A 15466-nucleotide genomic window follows, 5' to 3' on the forward strand; every position below is an offset into this window, starting at 1 on the left:
TCCATGAATGAACCCAGCAGCCAGCGCCACCCACCGAAAGCGGGCCACCATGACAACGCAACAAGCCCCGGTCATGGCGCGCATGCTGACCAGCACCATTCCCATGGCCACGGTGCGCCGCACGAGAGCCCTGTGTCAAGTGTCGGCACGGCCAAAGATCCGGTCTGTGGCATGGTGGTGTCGGCTGACTCGGCATTCCAGACCCAACACGCTGGCAACCCTTATTATTTTTGCAGCGCATCGTGTCAGCGCAAGTTCGAGGCGGACCCGGCCAAGTATGCCGTGGCTGCGGCAGCGCCTGCCGCGGCCCCTTCAGCCGCCCCGGATGCGGAATCGGGGCCGCCGGGCACGATCTACACCTGTCCGATGCACCCCGAGATCCGGCAGGATCATCCCGGCAACTGCCCGAAATGCGGCATGGCGCTGGAGCCGCTGTTGCCAGACCTGGACGAGACCGAGAATCCGGAGCTGGTGGATTTTCGGCACCGTTTTTGGTGGACGCTGCCGTTGACGGTGGTGACCACGGTGTTGGCCATGCTCGGCCATCGATTCGGGTGGATGCAGGCGGCGACGCAGAGCTGGGTCGAATTGGTCCTGTCGACGCCGGTGGTGCTTTGGGCGGGTTGGCCTTTTTTCGTGCGGTGCGCCCAGTCGTTCCTGCATCGCAGCCCCAATATGTGGACGCTGATCGGTCTGGGGACCGGTGCGGCCTATGCCTATAGCGTGGTGGCAACCGTGGCACCGGATGCGTTCCCGCAGACCTTTGCCGCCCACGGCCGCATCGGCGTGTACTTTGAGGCCGCGGCCGTCATCATCTCGTTGACGCTGCTCGGCCAGCTGCTTGAACTCAAGGCGCGATCGCAAACCTCCGCGGCGATCAAATCGTTGCTCGGGCTCGCGCCCAAGACGGCGCGCCGCATCGGGCGCGATGGCGCCGAGGAGGATGTGCCTCTCACTCATGTGCATGTCGGCGATTTATTGCGCGTCAGGCCCGGGGAAAAGGTGCCAGTCGACGGCATCGTGACCGAAGGCAGCAGTTCGGTGGACGAATCGATGATCACCGGTGAACCGATGCCGGTCACCAAGCGCGAAGGCGACCGCGTTATTGGCGCCACCATGAATACCTCAGGCAGCCTGATCATCCGGTCGGAGAAGGTTGGCGCACAAACGGTGCTCTCCCAGATCGTGCAGATGGTGGCGCAGGCGCAGCGCTCAAAGGCGCCGATGCAACGCATGGCCGATAAGGTCGCGGGCGTGTTCGTGCTCGGCGTCATCGGCGTCGCCGTGGTGACGTTCTTTGCCTGGGGCCTGTTCGGTCCACCGCCGAGTTGGGTGTTCGGTCTGATCAATGCAGTTGCGGTCTTGATTATCGCCTGTCCCTGTGCATTGGGGCTGGCCACGCCGATGTCGATCATGGTTGCCAGCGGCAAGGGCGCCACCAACGGCGTGCTGTTCCGCGATGCCGCCGCGATCGAGAACCTGCGCAAGGTCGACACCCTGATCGTCGACAAGACCGGTACGCTGACCGAGGGGCGGCCAGCCTTCGAGCGTGCAATTGGCGCCAATGGCTATGCCGACGACGAGGTCCTGCGGCTGGCGGCGAGCCTGGACCAGGGCAGCGAACATCCGCTGGCCGCGGCGCTGGTGGAGGCGGCCCGCATTCGTGGCTTGGCGCTGGAGAAGCCACAGGACTTTGAATCGAGCACGGGCATCGGTGTGCGCGGTACGGTCGGTGGGAAGACACTCGCCATTGGGAACACGGCGCTGATGCAAGCCGACGGCATCGACACCGAGGCGCTGCGCGCCCAAGCCGATACGCTGCGCGTACAAGGCGCGAGCGTTATGTATCTTGGCGTCGATGGCCGTCTGGCCGGGCTGCTGGCGGTGTCGGATCCCGTCAAAGGCTCAACGCCCGAAGCGCTGGCGGCCCTGAAGGCCGAGGGCATCCGCGTGGTCATGGCCACCGGCGACGGCGTGGCCACGGCAAAGGCGGTGGCCGCAAGGCTGGACATTGCGGAGTTCCACGGCGAAGTGAAGCCTGCGGACAAGCTTCAGCTGGTGAGCCAACTGCAGCAAAGCGGGGCGGTGGTCGCCATGGCCGGTGACGGCATCAATGATGCCCCGGCGCTGGCCAAGTCGGATGTGGGCATCGCCATGGGCACGGGCACCGATGTGGCGATGAACAGTGCTCAGGTGACGCTGGTCAAAGGCGACCTGCGTGGCATTGCGCGCGCACGCGAGCTATCCGAGGCAACCATTCGCAACATGAAACAAAACCTTGGCTTCGCGTTTATCTATAACGCGCTCGGGGTACCGTTAGCGGCAGGGGTGCTGTACCCGTTCACCGGTTTGCTGCTTTCGCCTATGATTGCCGCGTTGGCAATGAGCCTGAGCTCGGCCTCGGTGATCTCCAATGCGCTACGCCTGCGGCAGGCAGAGATTTAAGCTGGCGATGAGGCACTCGACCGGTGCTGACTTGTCTATTGACATGATGTTTTTCGGAGAATCCATGAAGTATTTCTTGGCCACTGCCGCATTGCTCGCGGCCGCCACCGGCGCGCAAGCGGCCTCGCCGACGCTAACGGTGTACAAGGATCCCAGTTGTGGCTGCTGTGCAGAATGGGTCAAACACGTGAACCAGGCCGGCATCCAGACCAAGGTCATTGATTCGTCCGACATGACGGCGGTCAAAGCCAGGCTCGGCGTCCCGACCCAGTTCGGCTCCTGCCATACCGCGGTGATCGATGGCAGCGCGCAGGTGGTGGAGGGGCACGTGCCGGCAGCAGCGGTGCGCAAGCTCGCTGCGAAGCCGACCTTGAAAGGGGTCGCAGTGCCCGGCATGCCGGCAAACTCGCCAGGCATGGGGCAGATGGACGGAAAGCTTGTGACAGTGGATTTTAGCGGCAAGCCATTCTCGAAAGACTAGGACTGCAGCGGGGCTGCGCGGGTAAGCGTTGCCAGAACTTCAGAACTGCCAGACAAAGGACATGGAAGAGTCAACTCAGTCGCGCTGGATCGTGGCCTGCGTGTTGGTGGTGGCCGCCGCGGCGGCCACCGGGGTCGCGCTCAAGGCGAAACGCTATCTGGAGCCACCCTCCGGTGGACCGCAGACGCTCAGGGAAGGGCGCCAACTGCGCATCGATGCCACGGATGCCGCGCAGCTCGGTCGCGGCAGGCAGCTGTACGCACAGGCCTGCGCGTCGTGCCATGGCGTCAAGCTCGAAGGCCAGCCTAACTGGCGCGAGCGGCTCGCAAATGGCCGGATGCCGGCGCCCCCGCATGATGCATCGGGTCATACCTGGCACCATGCGGACGCGGTGCTGTTTGCCATCACCAAGAACGGGCTCGTTGCCGGCGTGACCGCGCCGAGAGGCTATGTCAGTGACATGCCAGCCTTCGGCCAGTCGATGTCGGATGACGACATCATTGCCGTGCTCGCGTACATCAAGAGCACTTGGCCTGAGAAAATGGCAGTAGCGCAGCGCGAAGCGACCGCGCAGTATGCGAGCCCGAAGTAGCGACCCAAGCAAACACCGCAAGCAGGCGCTCCGGTCAGCGATGGCGCCTACGTCCGTTTCGAGCCTAGCCTGGGCTGCTGCAGTGACCCTGCACGAGCTGTCGCGGTGTGTACGCCACAGCTGACGAACATGTCGCGTTGAGCGGCCGGCTTGCTGGTATTCAGGCGCTTGGATCGCGCCTGGTAATTTCTGTCTCTTGCCTGCCTGCCCGCTCGCGCGTGGCACACAGCTGTATGCGAGCAGCGGTCGCGCGCCGTCGAAACGGCTCGAACACGCGTGCCGCTACGCCGATGACTCGTCGTGGGCGAAGATCGGCGAACGCTGCGCCGCACTAATCCCCTTACGTCGTCCAGAAGAGATACAAAAGCCCAAGCACGACCAGCGCCGCCCCAATGATCGAGTAGTAGCGCATGCCATGCAGGGGCTGGTCTGGATGGCCTCGCCGGTGAAAGACGAGTCTCATAGCCGTTATGGAAAGTCGAGCATTGCCATATGGTAGACCCAGCGCCGGTGATTTACCTTGACGTGTCTGCACGGCGGTCATTGAATGAATGCTGAAACGCGTCGCCACGAGAGCGGAACCATCCGCCGATTCACTTCTAGGGGTCCTGGAGACTACGATGCTGACACCACATGAAGTGGCCACCCTTATGCTGATCGACGACGCAGCCCCCAATCTCGCCGACCTCGATCACGCGTCGATCGAGGCATTGATTGAGCGGCAGCTGGTGCATCTGGAAAAATTGGCTTACGGCGATCGTCTGCACATCACGCCGCGGGGCAGTGACTTTTTGCATGCTCTCGCTAAATTGCATTAGGCTGGTCTGCAAACGCACTTGCGCACTGAAGGCTATGCGTTGCGCGTTGCGCAGTATGCCGCGATATGGCTAGACCCGGCGGTGCCCCTCGGGTCTGCAAGCGCCAAGTCAGCGGACCAAGGCGGACGTTCCACCGCCTACTGGTCCGGATGCGGCGTGGGGGAGGGCTGTCGAAGTGGTCGTCTGGCACAGCGTCCAGTAAGCAACCAATACGTCATGAGCTGCCCCGATAGAGCGGGCTTGGCGCGATGATGGCCGTGATGCCTTTGGCTTCCGGCAGATCCGGCAAAAGGAAGTTCAGCGCAACTGCCGATCGTCCACTACTTGTGGTCATAAAGGTCCAAGCCACCGTGCGGTTGGCGCCCCGGAAAGCAACGGTTTCTCCAGAGGTGACATTAACGTATCGCGCACCTGGCCGCAGCGTGATCGACCGAGTCGCCGTCTCGACGGCAGCGACGGTACCATACAAATCGGCCCTAGCAGGTGGCAAAGGCGCACACGCCGACGCCATGCCGAAGGCAGAGAGTGCCAGTGCGATCCGTAAAGCCTGCGTGGTAGTCATAATGAGACTCCCTGTCGATGTGCGGCAAGGTCTAACGGACCCGCCTTTGCGACAACCCGACTTCCACCCGCGCCAAGGACGCACGCAGCTTGGTGCTGCGCTGATCTGTGGGCAACTGGCAAGGCTACCGGCACCCAAACGCGAGTTGCCGCACGATCTAGTCTAATCAGGGCATTCCAACGATAACGTTGCCCAAACGTTACATTCTGGACAGGTAACAATGTGGTCCACGTCATGCCCCACAAGTCAACGCTTCCAAGTGGGGAGGATCACGCGCAAGAAAACGGGTCCGCCACGGCGGCACCATGACCCAACCTACGCTGTCGAACCCTCAGCATCGGTGCGCCGTTTTGTTCGCCGCCGGACGCACCCGTCGTCGCGCTTTTTACTTGACGGCCACCTTGCCGACCATGCCGGCTTCGAAATGGCCCGGCACCAGACAAGCGAAGTCGACGGTCCCAGGACCGTCGAACTGCCACACCAGTGTGCCTTGTTTGCCAGGTGCGAGCATAATCTGGTTCGGGATAGAGTGCTTAGCATCAGGCATGCTGCGCATCATCTGCGCGTGCTCTTTCAACTCAGCGGCGGTACCGATCACCATTTCGTGCTCCACTTTGCCGACATTCCGCACGACAAAACGCACGGTTTCACCGCGCTTGACCTGAATCGAGTCGGGCGCGAACCGCATCGTGTCGCTCATGGTCACGTTAACCGTGCGTGAGACCTTGGCCGGCTTGCCCGGCTGACCGGCAGCGGACTTACTGGCGCTAGCTGGGCTCGCATGGCCCTCCATGCTGCCGGCAGCCCACACCAGCATCGGCGACAGCCCCAACACCAGCAGCAACGACTTGAGCGTCTTCATGGCATCTCCTTGGCGGTTGTTTGAGAGCAAGACAAGCGCAGCCTTGCTGCGCGGTTCGTGAAAACGTGGCTACATGCCCGCGGGGGATAGGATGCCGAGCGAGGCGACAAGAGCTAGAATGAGCGTTGCCGCACTGGTCTCGAACATCAGGCTGCGCCGCAAGGTACGAACGGCGACGGCATGGTCGCCCGTCCGTAGGGCATGCTCCAGGCGCGGGCTCAGATGAAAACGGTTAGCCGCGGCAAGGGCGAGCATGGTACCGAACAGCGCCAGCTTGGACGCCAGCAGTCCACCGTATGAGTTCAGCGACAGTTCTGGCAAGACCGGACCGACAATCAACCAATAGTTCACTGCGCCGGTAATGACCAAGGTTGCGACAACGATCATACCCACCTGAGCGAAGCCGTTTGAGGTGCGGCTCAGTAGGGCAACCTTGGCAGGTGTGGCAGAGGGATGCGACAACAACACGAACGCGAGCAGAGCGCCGACCCATGCGCCGGCGGCCATTAGATGCGCGATATCCGAGGCAAGGTGAATGTAGCGTCGAATGCCATCATCCATGGCGCCATGGCCGCCCCAGGCAAGCGTGGACAGCGCGACGCCGCCCGCTGCAGCCAGAACCCAGAATTGAAGTTCTGGCCGTTTGCGGACAAACAACGCGACCAGCACGCAGAGGACCAGGGCAACGAGTCGCACGACCCAGGCCGCGCCAAACGCGGTGCCTGTCACAATCATTTCGAAGACATGGCCTTGCAGTTCGGCGTAGGATGCGGCACCGGTCATGCCCTTGGCCATGATGGTGATATTGGCCAGCGACAGGACGATGCCCAGGGCCGCGACCGCCGCGCCAAGCGTCAAAAAGCGCGCACCCGTTGGCGACGCCATTTCCTCACGGCGCAGTGCGTACAAGCCAAACAGCGGCAGACCAAACAGTGCAGTCAGGTCGAAATAGAGTGCGAAACGCACTGCAACAGTTGCCCAGTCCATCGGCGGATCACTTCACGGTGAACGCGATGTTGCCATTAATCGGGTGCGTGTCGGACGACACTGCACGCCAATCGACGCGGTAGCTGCCAGGCGCCAGCGTCTGGGCCGGGGTGATCACCATGGTCTTGGGGTCGTCGCTGCCGGCAACCTTGGCGGCAATTTTCATCGGCGCATGGTTGGCCATGCCGGGCATGCTGGTCATGACGAGGCTGGCCCCGGAGAATTGGGTCGCGAGGTTCTCTGAAAACTTCAGCTCGATCTTCTGCGGCGCCGCCACCTCGGCCTTGTCGGCGGGCATGGACGATACCAGCTTTGGATGGGCGAAGGCTGCAGTACTAGCCAGCACAGCGGCGGCTGCCAGAGCGGCACGAATGGTGAAGCGGGGCGCTTGCATGGTGAACTCCAAATATGAGTGTGGATTGAAATACGTGGTTAGAACCACATGCGAACACCCGCTACAAAACGGGTTTCGCCACTTCGGCCGCCGGCGGTGCGAACCATGTCGGCGGTATTGCCAAAGGTTTGGTACCGTTCAATGCCGATATAGGGAGCGAACTGACGGCTGAACTCATAGCGCAGGCGCAGACCCACGGCACCGCTGGAAAGCCCGCTGCCCACGCCGACCTCGGGATCGTTCTTGCCATAAAGATTGGCCTCGATTCGGGGTTGCAGGATCAGGCGCTGGGTAATTAGCAATTCATACTCGGCTGACAGGCGCAGCGCAGTGCGACCTTCGGTGCCGATATAGCCAGTAGCGTCGACCTCGAACCAGTATGGCGCCAGGCCCTGGATACCGAAGGCCAGCCAGTTTCGGGTTGGCCGGCCATAGCCGGCATCGTTGCGGATACCCAGCTGCGTGTCCCAATAGGTGGCAATGGCATGACCCCACAGCAATTCGGTCCGCGCCTCGTGGATCTTGCGCCTCTCGGATTCGCCTTCGGCCTTGATCACGAGGCGGTTAAAGCTGCTGCCAATCCACGCTTGCGCCTCATAGGCAGCGGCATTGCTCTCATTTCCCTTGACCCATTCCAGCCGGTCAACGAGTACCGAGGCAAATAGGTGTTCGTCTGCCATGTGCAGCGAACGGTGCGGACCAATGGCGTATTGACCCACGCCGAGCTGATAGCCCCCTGAGTAACCGTGCGGGTCGCGCGCATCCGCGGGCGCGCTCCCCCCTTGCATCTGCATGTCGCCATGATCCATGCCTTGCATCGAACCCGTGCCTTGCATCTGGCTGTGGTCCATGCCCTGCATCGAACCCATGCCCTGCATCTGGCTGTGGTCCATGCCCTGCATCGAACCCATGCCCTGCATCTGGCTGTGGTCCATGCCCTGCATCGAGTCCATGCCCTGCATCTGGCTGTGGTCCATGCCCTGCATCGAGTCCATGCCTTGCATCTGGCCGTCGGTGGCAGCGGTGCCGCCAACCTTGCCCGAAGACTTTGCTTTCGGAATGGACTTCGCCTTTTCCGCGACGGCGGGCGACGAAGTTTGCGTTGGAACCGCTTCGGTGTGGGCGTGCTGGGCCCAAGCTGCGCTCATGCCAGCGGAAGCAAGCACGGCGGCAAGTACTGTTCTTGTTGGTTTTTCCATGTGCATATCGGTTAGGGTCAGGCCACCACCACTTCGCGGAACATCCCGGCGTCCATGTGCAACATCAGGTGGCAATGCCAGGCCCACCGGCCCAAGGCGTCGGCGGTGACGAGGAAGCTGATGCGTTGCGCCGGTTGCACCGCGATCGTGTGTCGACGCGCGAGGAAGGCGCCATCCGGCGATTCGAGTTCGCTCCACATGCCATGCATGTGCATTGGGTGCGTCATCATGGTGTCGTTGTGCAAAATGACGCGCAGCCGCTCGCCATACTTAAAGTGCACCGGCGTCGAATTTCCGAACTCCACCCCGTCGATGGACCACGAGTAACGCTCCATATTACCGGTCAAGTGCAGTTCCACTTCGCGCCCGGGACCGCGTTTGTCCAACGGACCGCCAATGGTGTGCTGATCGGCCAGTGTCAGGACGCGGCGCCCGGTGTCGCGCAAACCGATGCCCGGGTCGTCCAAGTTGGTGCGCGCCATGTCAACGCGCATATCGGTGGTGGCGCCATACTCGGTCTTGGCGTGGCGCGCCTTGGTGCTGGGCACCTTCAGCGACGCATCGGTCGCCATGCCCCCCGACATGCTACCCATGGCATGCTGGCTGTGATCCATGGCCATAGCGCCATGGTTCATGCCTTGCATGCCCATCGAGCCGTGGTCCATGCCTTGCATGGCCATGCCGCCATGGCTCATTCCGCCCATGGCGCTGTGATCCATGCCGCCCATGCCTCCCATACTGCCCATCATGTCGGCCATGGTGAGCCACTGCGGCTTATCCACGGCGGGCACCGGTGCCGCCAGCCCGGCTCGAGTTGCCAGGGTGCCGCGGGCATAGCCGGTGCGATCCATCGACTGCGAGAAAATGGTATAGGCCTCGTCGCGCGGCTCGACCAGCACGTCACAGGTCTCGCCCGGGCCGAAGCGGAACTCATCGACGGTTACCGGTTCGATGTTCTGTCCATCGACTTGGATGACCTTAAGCTTGAGGCCGGGAATGCGCACATCGTAGAACGTGTTGCCTGCGCCGTTGATAAACCGCAGACGAACCTTCTCGCCCGGCTTAAACACGCCGGTCCAGTTGCCGGCCGGTGTGACGCCGTTCATCAAGTAAGTCAGCGTGGCGCCCGAGAGATCCGCCAGATCGGTCGGGCTCATCCGCATCTCGTTCCACATCTTGCGCTTAGCGAGCGCGCTCTTCATCCCTTCACTGGAGACGTCGCGGAAAAAATCGATAACCGTCGGCTGGTTATAGTTGTAGTAGTCGCTCTGAACCTTCAGTTTCGAGAGCACGCGCATCGGATCTTCGTCGGTCCAATCCGAGAGCAGCACGGTATAATCGCGATCGGCTCGCACGCCATCCACGCCGGTGGCTGGATCGATGACAATGCCGCCATACACGCCGGTCATCTCCTGGAAGCCCGAATGCGAGTGATACCAATAGCTACCAATCTGGTCGACCTTGAAGCGGTAGGTGAAGGTCTCGCCCGGCGCAATGCCCGCAAAGCTGATCCCCGGCACGCCGTCCATCTCGAACGGCAGAATGATCCCGTGCCAATGAATCGACGTGTGCTCGCGCAACCGGTTCGTGACCCGAATCGTCACCGTTTCGCCTTGACGCCAGCGCAGCGTCGGCCCCGGCAACATGCCATTGATGGTGGTCGCGACGCGTGGCGTCCCGGTGAAGTTGACCACCGACTCGCCGATCACGAGGTCGAAGTCGGTCCCGCGCAGCACTGGTGCTGTGCCGGATAAGACATCTGCCGGTCGGCCTGACGGCTGAGCCCAGGCCGCACCGCCCAAGCCAGACAGCCCCGCCATCACGCCACCGGCGGCCAGACCCTGTACAAAACGGCGGCGCGGCAGATTAGGCAGCACAAGGCCAGACGGTCGATCACGTCGCATGAAATAGTCCTTTTTGCTTGAATGGCCGCGTCGGAAGGCGGCAGCAAGAGAGTAACGACAGCGAGGCTACCGTCAACTTACCCAAACATTACATTCCGGTAAGGTCTGGGTTACCCACAGAGCGTCTCGGTAGACTACCCCGTATTAGAGCCGGTCCAACAGGCGGGCACATAATCCGAAAGACGAGGGGGAGGGCACGAAGATGAAGCTGCTGGTGGTAGAAGATGAATCCAAGACCGGCGAGTACCTGCGCCAGGGGCTGACCGAGGCAGGATTCGTGGTCGACTTGGTCGCCAACGGGCTGGACGGACAGCACTTGGCGCTTAACGAAGCGTACGACCTGATTATCCTCGACGTCATGCTACCCGATCTCGATGGCTGGCGTATTTTGCAGACGATCCGCGCCGCGGACAACCCGGTTCCGGTGTTATTTCTGACCGCCCGCGACAGCGTGGCCGATCGGGTCAGGGGGTTGGAGTTGGGCGCTGACGACTATCTGGTCAAGCCATTCGCGTTCTCGGAACTACTGGCGCGCGTACGTACGCTATTGCGGCGCGGTACTGTACAGCTAGCGATGGACCGCATTCAGGTGGGCGATCTGGTGCTGGATTTGGGCAGGCGCCGGGCGTCGCGGGCCGGGCGCCGCATCACGCTGACCAGCAAGGAGTTTGCGCTGCTGGAGTTGCTCGCTCGCCGGCGCGGCGAGGTGCTGCCACGCTCGTTGATTGCCTCCCAGGTCTGGGACATGAACTTTGACAGCGATAGCAACGTGATCGATGTGGCCATTCGCCGCTTGCGGGCGAAGATCGACGATGACTTTGATATTAAGCTGATTCAGACCGTGCGCGGCATGGGCTACGTGCTGGAAGCGCCGGAGGAGCAGGCATGACGCATCGCCTGTCCCTGACGATGCGTCTGACCATCCTGTTTTCGCTCTGCTCTGCCGTGGTGCTGCTGGGCTTGGGCGTTCTCATCTGGCTGGCGATGGACCGCCACTTCGCCACCGAGGATTATGTGGTGCTCGGCGACAATATTCGCCTGATCGAAAAGATCGCGCAGGAAACGCCGGCCGAGCGCTTGCCCCAGCGGCTTCGGGAAATGGTCGATCACCATCCTGGCTTCGTCGCGCAGGTGCAGACCGCACAAGGCCACAAGCTGTATGCGACCAAGGACTTCGATTTTGCGATTGCTTTCGAGGCGATTCCGCGCGAATTGGCGCGTGACAATACCTTCGTCTGGCAGCAAGGCGAGCAGGAGTATCGCGGCATGCGCGCGCAGGTTGGTGCGGCTGACCCGCGCATTGCACCTTTGCGCGTCGTGGTCGGCATGGACACGGAAATCCACGCGCACTTCATGCATGCATTTCGTCGTTCGCTGGCCTTCTATACCACATTGGCGGTGCTCGCCAGCGGTCTCTTTGGTTGGTGGGCGGCGCGACGCGGGCTCGCACCCCTGCGCATGATGGCCTCACGCGCCAAGGGCGTCACCGCGAACAAACTGGATGCGCGCATGCCGGTCGAAGCCGTGCCGGTCGAGATGGCAGATCTGGCGATCACGTTAAACGCGATGCTGGAGCGACTGCAGGATGATTTTCGGCGGCTCTCGGAATTCTCCTCCGATTTGGCGCATGAGCTGCGCACGCCCATCACCAACCTGATGACGCAGACGCATGTCGTGCTATCGCAGCCGCGAGATGCCGCCAAATATCGAGAGGTCCTGGCCTCGAATGCCGAGGAATTGCAGCGGCTTGGGCGCATGGTGTCCGATATGCTGTACTTGGCCAAGATGGAGCACGGCATCACACTGCCGAATGAGGAAGCGATCAACGTGGCTGATGAAGTACAGGCGCTGTTCGAATTCTACGACGCGCTGGCAGAGGACAAGGGCGTCAATCTACGGCTTGATGGGCAGGCGAAAATTACCGGCGACCGTCTGATGTTACGCCGAGCGCTCAGCAATCTGCTCTCGAACGCTCTACGCTATACGCCGTCCGGCAAAGAGATCCGGGTCGAGACGCGCGAGCAGGGCGGCAGCACGTCGATCGTAGTCGAGAATGAGGGCGAGGAAATCAGTCCCGAGTTGCTGCCATCGCTATTCGACCGCTTTTTCCGTGCCGACAAATCAAGGACCCGTGCGGAGTCCGAAAGCGTGGGACTGGGTCTCTCCATCACGCAAGCCATCATGTTTGCGCACGGGGGCCAGATTTCGGCGGAATCGTCGGAAGGCACTACGCGCTTCATTTTGACGTTTCCCCGCCAGCGAAACGCCGCCCGGAGCTAGACGGTTGGCCTCCAGCGCGTCGCCGCATAAAAATAGCCACGGCGTTGCGGCGCCGTGGCTAGTGGTCCTTCGGTAAAAGGACCGTTCAACCTATTGATCCGGCATTGTATCTAGAATCTCATGCGGCATCACGAAGCGGTTTGGGCTCGAAACTCGCTTTTGGTCCGCTCGGGCTGTCGTTGACACCTTCACAGGTACATGGACGTCGCCTTGACCAGTTGCAGCTTGGTGCGCGCCGGCGCCAGCGTTGTGACGGCCGGCTTGAGGTCGGCGAAGGCCCTCTCGTCCGGGGTTGAGTTCGGGTCTGTAGCTTGGCCGGTAGAAGACTTCGATTTCGTGCTTGTGCTCGGCCAACCACGCCTTTACGGGCTTGCTGTGATGCACGCGCAGATTGTCCAGGATCAGGTAGACCTTGCGCTTAATACCCTTGACCAGCCGTTTCACGAACTTGATCAGGATGTCGGAATTGAGCGCGCCGTCGAATATCTTCCAGCGCATCGTTCCCTGGTTGGTAACGCTGGAGATGACCGACAAGCCATGGCACTCGTTGTTCGCCCGTACCACCGCCGCCTGGCCTTGCGCAGCATGGCCGCGCATGCGTACGTCGTTGCTGCGCAAGCCGGTCTCATCGCCCCAATGGATCTCGGCGCCTTCTGCCTTGGCGCTCGCTAAAATGACCGGATACTCCTCATCGAGCCACTTCTTCACTGCCGCTGGCGGCTCGTAGGCCTTCTGGATCGGCCTCTGCGGCGTGAAGCCCCAGCGTTCGTGGTAAAGACCTAGGGTGCGTGCAGCGAGTTCGATGCCGTAGCGATCGCGGATCAGTTTTGCCACCGCCTGGCGCTGCCACAGCGGGTACCCCATCTTCATCTGATCGGGCGTACGGTCGCGAATCAGGCGCAGCACTTCACTCTCCTGCTCGGCCGTCAGCGTGCGTCCAATGCCGCGGGGTCGTCCCGGCCGCGTAGTGTCCACCGCCTTCCAGCCGCCCGCTTCATACGCCTTGAATGCCGCACTCACCGTCGCGCGCGTCAGCTCGCACTGCGCCGCCGCCTCGTTCACGCTCACGCCTTGAAGCCGCATTCTCACCGCTCGCCGTCGCCGCTCGTTCAACGCGTCGACCGACAGCGTCCTCGAGTCGATTTTGTCATGCATCATCTGACTAACCCTCTCGAGAACGTCCCCTATTTGTGTGCCGGATCAACAGGTATTCAGGCGGCTTTGCTTAAAACTTATGGCGTAGACCCAGCACGACACCGGTCTGGTTGTCGCCCGGCACGACATTGACCGGCGCGCCACTGCTGGCGTTAAAGCCGTTCAAGCCCAACTGTGAGCCACCTTTGTTACGGACATAGCCGACATTGAAGTACATGTCGGTGCGTTTGGAAAACGCGTAATCGGTCGAGGCCACGAACATCAGCGGATCGGCGCCGGAACCCCGCACATCGGTATAGTACGCTGCGCCGGTGAGCGACAGCGCCGAGGTCAGCTGATAACGCAGGCCTGCCCAATACAAGTTGGAGCGCATTGCGCTTACCGCGCTCGAGATATTTCCGTTGAGCCAACGATATCCGGCATACAGCTTTGCTGGTCCGATCCCATAGCTGATCCCCACTAACGCGCGCCGGTCCTTTTGCCCCTGCGATGCAACGGTTGACCCCTGGTACTCGTCGTACAGGGCGCCCAGGGAAAGCGGTCCAGTCGAATACACCAGACCCGCACTCATCTCCCGGTCCACCTTCAGCTCGCCGGGGACTTCGCCGCCGCCAGTGCGGCCGAAGCTGTACAGTGCCATGGCGGTCACGCCGCCAAACGTGCCCTTGTACTTGACGGAATTGTCCGCGCGACCGGCAATGGTATCGTCGCTCTTGAAAAGCGAGTATCGCGGCGCGAAACCCATCGGATCAAACTGAATGGCGGTGTCGTATAGCACCGTGGTCTGGCGACCAAGGGTCAGCTGACCATATGGGCTGGACAGCCCGACCAGTGCGCCCCGGTCAAATAACCGGCCGGCGCTACTCGACTGCGCGGTATCAAGGGCGAAGCCGCTCTCCAGTTCGAACACCGCTTTGAGGCCACCGCCGAGATCTTCCGTACCCCGCAAGCCCCAACGCGAGGTCGACATATTGCCGGCCGACATGCGCACCTGGTTGGTGCCGCCGCTCGACGATGGCACATTCGATAAATATTCGATGCCGACATCGGCGACGCCGTATAGCGTGACACTCGTCTGCGCATAAGCCCCCAATGACAGCGACCCCAGCAGCATGCCAGCGGCGGTCATCTTTCTTCTTTTCATAGCGTCTCCAGTTCGCCACGTTATTGGTATTCGATAGGCACTGAAGTCTAGTGAGACCAAGCTTACTGCGACATTGCAAGCCGGTTACATTGTTGGGGCGGATGCAACTTGTGCAGCGCGCAGCGGTCGCCCATTCCCACGGAGTTAGCAGGCATGCGCTCGCGCTGGGCTAATGGGAAGTAGACGACAGGAGAGTGCGCGATGGCGGGATGATGTCTTGTCATGTTCTCGTAATCTCTGTGACAGACCGGCCGCCCTAGAATCAATCGCGTTGCCGCCTTGGGTCAACAGGAGCGCCCCGTTCTTTCCAGGTGCCAGGTGGCATGCCGCGTCATGATGCTGGCCGTCAGATCCCACGAAGACAGCCTGCGTCCAGTTCTTTTTTAGGGAGACTTCGATTGAATCTGATCCGAACCGGCTTATCGGCGTTGCTTGTTAGTCTTAGCGCTTCTGCGTTGGCGCACGCCCCCATTTTGGATCTTGATCGGGGTCCTGCCGCTTTCGTGCCCGGTGGCCTGGCCGAGCCGCGCCCTACGGAGTGGCTGATCGACGTCGGGGCGCGGGTCAACGCGACCTGGCGCCGAACACTTGGTGCGGGGGAGGGGTGTGTGCTGGTTTTGGACAATCCCCGCAACGAGCCAGC

Annotated in this window: 13 protein-coding genes and 1 pseudogene; 6 read left to right on the plus strand and 8 right to left on the minus strand. The window is 61.7% G+C overall.

Going from position 1 to position 15466, the window contains the following annotated elements; translation table 11 throughout:
* The first annotated feature begins 3 nt into the window (after positions 1 to 3).
* From HTY53_RS17240 to HTY53_RS17255, 4 genes are all read left to right on the plus strand, one after another.
* Positions 4 to 2445 carry a heavy metal translocating P-type ATPase gene (locus HTY53_RS17240; protein WP_116359819.1) on the plus strand — a complete coding sequence of 814 codons (2442 nt, stop codon included), beginning with the start codon at positions 4 to 6 and terminating at the stop codon, positions 2443 to 2445.
* A 64-nt stretch (positions 2446 to 2509) separates the two neighbouring features.
* Entirely contained in the window at positions 2510 to 2926 is a 417-nt protein-coding gene (locus tag HTY53_RS17245; protein ID WP_053823085.1) for a DUF411 domain-containing protein, read from the plus strand.
* A 61-nt stretch (positions 2927 to 2987) separates the two neighbouring features.
* A complete protein-coding gene (locus HTY53_RS17250) occupies positions 2988 to 3518 on the plus strand; it encodes a c-type cytochrome (RefSeq protein ID WP_053821772.1) in 531 nt (176 codons plus the stop codon).
* 620 nt (positions 3519 to 4138) lie between these two features.
* Complete coding sequence (locus tag HTY53_RS17255) at positions 4139 to 4336, plus strand: hypothetical protein (protein WP_082371627.1); 198 nt, start codon at positions 4139 to 4141, stop codon at positions 4334 to 4336.
* A gap of 214 nt (positions 4337 to 4550) precedes the next feature.
* Here HTY53_RS17255 and HTY53_RS17260 read toward each other — a convergent pair whose 3' ends face one another.
* From HTY53_RS17260 to HTY53_RS17285, 6 genes are all read right to left on the minus strand, one after another.
* The gene (locus tag HTY53_RS17260; RefSeq protein WP_082371461.1) at positions 4551 to 4898 is read right to left on the minus strand and encodes a CzcE family metal-binding protein; all 348 of its coding nucleotides are present in this window, start codon (positions 4896 to 4898) and stop codon (positions 4551 to 4553) included.
* A 385-nt stretch (positions 4899 to 5283) separates the two neighbouring features.
* Positions 5284 to 5760 carry a cupredoxin domain-containing protein gene (locus tag HTY53_RS17265; RefSeq protein ID WP_053821774.1) on the minus strand — a complete coding sequence of 159 codons (477 nt, stop codon included), beginning with the start codon at positions 5758 to 5760 and terminating at the stop codon, positions 5284 to 5286.
* 69 nt (positions 5761 to 5829) lie between these two features.
* A complete protein-coding gene (gene copD, locus HTY53_RS17270; RefSeq protein WP_053821775.1) occupies positions 5830 to 6747 on the minus strand; it encodes a copper homeostasis membrane protein CopD in 918 nt (305 codons plus the stop codon).
* Between the two features lie 7 nt (positions 6748 to 6754).
* The gene (copC, locus tag HTY53_RS17275) at positions 6755 to 7141 is read right to left on the minus strand and encodes a copper homeostasis periplasmic binding protein CopC (protein WP_053823086.1); all 387 of its coding nucleotides are present in this window, start codon (positions 7139 to 7141) and stop codon (positions 6755 to 6757) included.
* A gap of 38 nt (positions 7142 to 7179) precedes the next feature.
* Positions 7180 to 8340 (minus strand): copper resistance protein B, encoded by a 1161-nt coding sequence (locus tag HTY53_RS17280; protein ID WP_254600002.1) that lies wholly within the window; start codon positions 8338 to 8340, stop codon positions 7180 to 7182.
* Positions 8341 to 8357: 17 nt separating this feature from the next.
* Entirely contained in the window at positions 8358 to 10244 is a 1887-nt protein-coding gene (locus tag HTY53_RS17285; RefSeq protein ID WP_053821776.1) for a copper resistance system multicopper oxidase, read from the minus strand.
* Positions 10245 to 10446: 202 nt separating this feature from the next.
* Here HTY53_RS17285 and HTY53_RS17290 point away from each other — a divergent pair, with 202 nt between their 5' ends.
* Positions 10447 to 11133, plus strand: coding sequence for a heavy metal response regulator transcription factor (locus HTY53_RS17290; RefSeq protein WP_053821777.1), 687 nt, complete (start codon positions 10447 to 10449; stop codon positions 11131 to 11133).
* Positions 11130 to 12524 (plus strand): heavy metal sensor histidine kinase, encoded by a 1395-nt coding sequence (locus HTY53_RS17295; RefSeq protein WP_053821778.1) that lies wholly within the window; start codon positions 11130 to 11132, stop codon positions 12522 to 12524. The genes HTY53_RS17290 and HTY53_RS17295 overlap by 4 nt, the downstream gene beginning before the upstream one ends.
* A gap of 118 nt (positions 12525 to 12642) precedes the next feature.
* On the opposite strand, the pseudogene HTY53_RS17300 reads toward HTY53_RS17295, so the two are convergent.
* Together HTY53_RS17300 and HTY53_RS17305 are read right to left on the minus strand one after the other, a co-directional pair.
* Positions 12643 to 13679, minus strand: a pseudogene (locus HTY53_RS17300) (IS630 family transposase).
* A gap of 70 nt (positions 13680 to 13749) precedes the next feature.
* Positions 13750 to 14823, minus strand: a complete 1074-nt coding sequence (locus HTY53_RS17305; protein ID WP_053821779.1) for a porin — start codon at positions 14821 to 14823, stop codon at positions 13750 to 13752.
* Between the last annotated feature and the right edge of the window lie 643 nt (positions 14824 to 15466).

The sequence above is a fragment of the Cupriavidus gilardii genome (assembly GCF_013314895.1).
In the GTDB taxonomy this organism is placed as follows: domain Bacteria; phylum Pseudomonadota; class Gammaproteobacteria; order Burkholderiales; family Burkholderiaceae; genus Cupriavidus; species Cupriavidus gilardii_C.

What these genes read in the sequence shown, in the direction of transcription:
- copC (WP_053823086.1), bottom strand. Translation starts at nt 7,141, where the DNA reads ATGCAAGCGCCCCGCTTCACCATTCGTGCCGCTCTGGCAGCCGCCGCT.
- copD (WP_053821775.1), bottom strand. Translation starts at nt 6,747, where the DNA reads ATGGACTGGGCAACTGTTGCAGTGCGTTTCGCACTCTATTTCGACCTG.
- HTY53_RS17240 (WP_116359819.1), top strand. Translation starts at nt 4, where the DNA reads ATGAATGAACCCAGCAGCCAGCGCCACCCACCGAAAGCGGGCCACCAT.
- HTY53_RS17285 (WP_053821776.1), bottom strand. Translation starts at nt 10,244, where the DNA reads ATGCGACGTGATCGACCGTCTGGCCTTGTGCTGCCTAATCTGCCGCGC.
- HTY53_RS17280 (WP_254600002.1), bottom strand. Translation starts at nt 8,340, where the DNA reads ATGGAAAAACCAACAAGAACAGTACTTGCCGCCGTGCTTGCTTCCGCT.
- HTY53_RS17245 (WP_053823085.1), top strand. Translation starts at nt 2,510, where the DNA reads ATGAAGTATTTCTTGGCCACTGCCGCATTGCTCGCGGCCGCCACCGGC.
- HTY53_RS17305 (WP_053821779.1), bottom strand. Translation starts at nt 14,823, where the DNA reads ATGAAAAGAAGAAAGATGACCGCCGCTGGCATGCTGCTGGGGTCGCTG.
- HTY53_RS17260 (WP_082371461.1), bottom strand. Translation starts at nt 4,898, where the DNA reads ATGACTACCACGCAGGCTTTACGGATCGCACTGGCACTCTCTGCCTTC.
- HTY53_RS17255 (WP_082371627.1), top strand. Translation starts at nt 4,139, where the DNA reads ATGCTGACACCACATGAAGTGGCCACCCTTATGCTGATCGACGACGCA.
- HTY53_RS17250 (WP_053821772.1), top strand. Translation starts at nt 2,988, where the DNA reads ATGGAAGAGTCAACTCAGTCGCGCTGGATCGTGGCCTGCGTGTTGGTG.
- HTY53_RS17295 (WP_053821778.1), top strand. Translation starts at nt 11,130, where the DNA reads ATGACGCATCGCCTGTCCCTGACGATGCGTCTGACCATCCTGTTTTCG.
- HTY53_RS17290 (WP_053821777.1), top strand. Translation starts at nt 10,447, where the DNA reads ATGAAGCTGCTGGTGGTAGAAGATGAATCCAAGACCGGCGAGTACCTG.
- HTY53_RS17265 (WP_053821774.1), bottom strand. Translation starts at nt 5,760, where the DNA reads ATGAAGACGCTCAAGTCGTTGCTGCTGGTGTTGGGGCTGTCGCCGATG.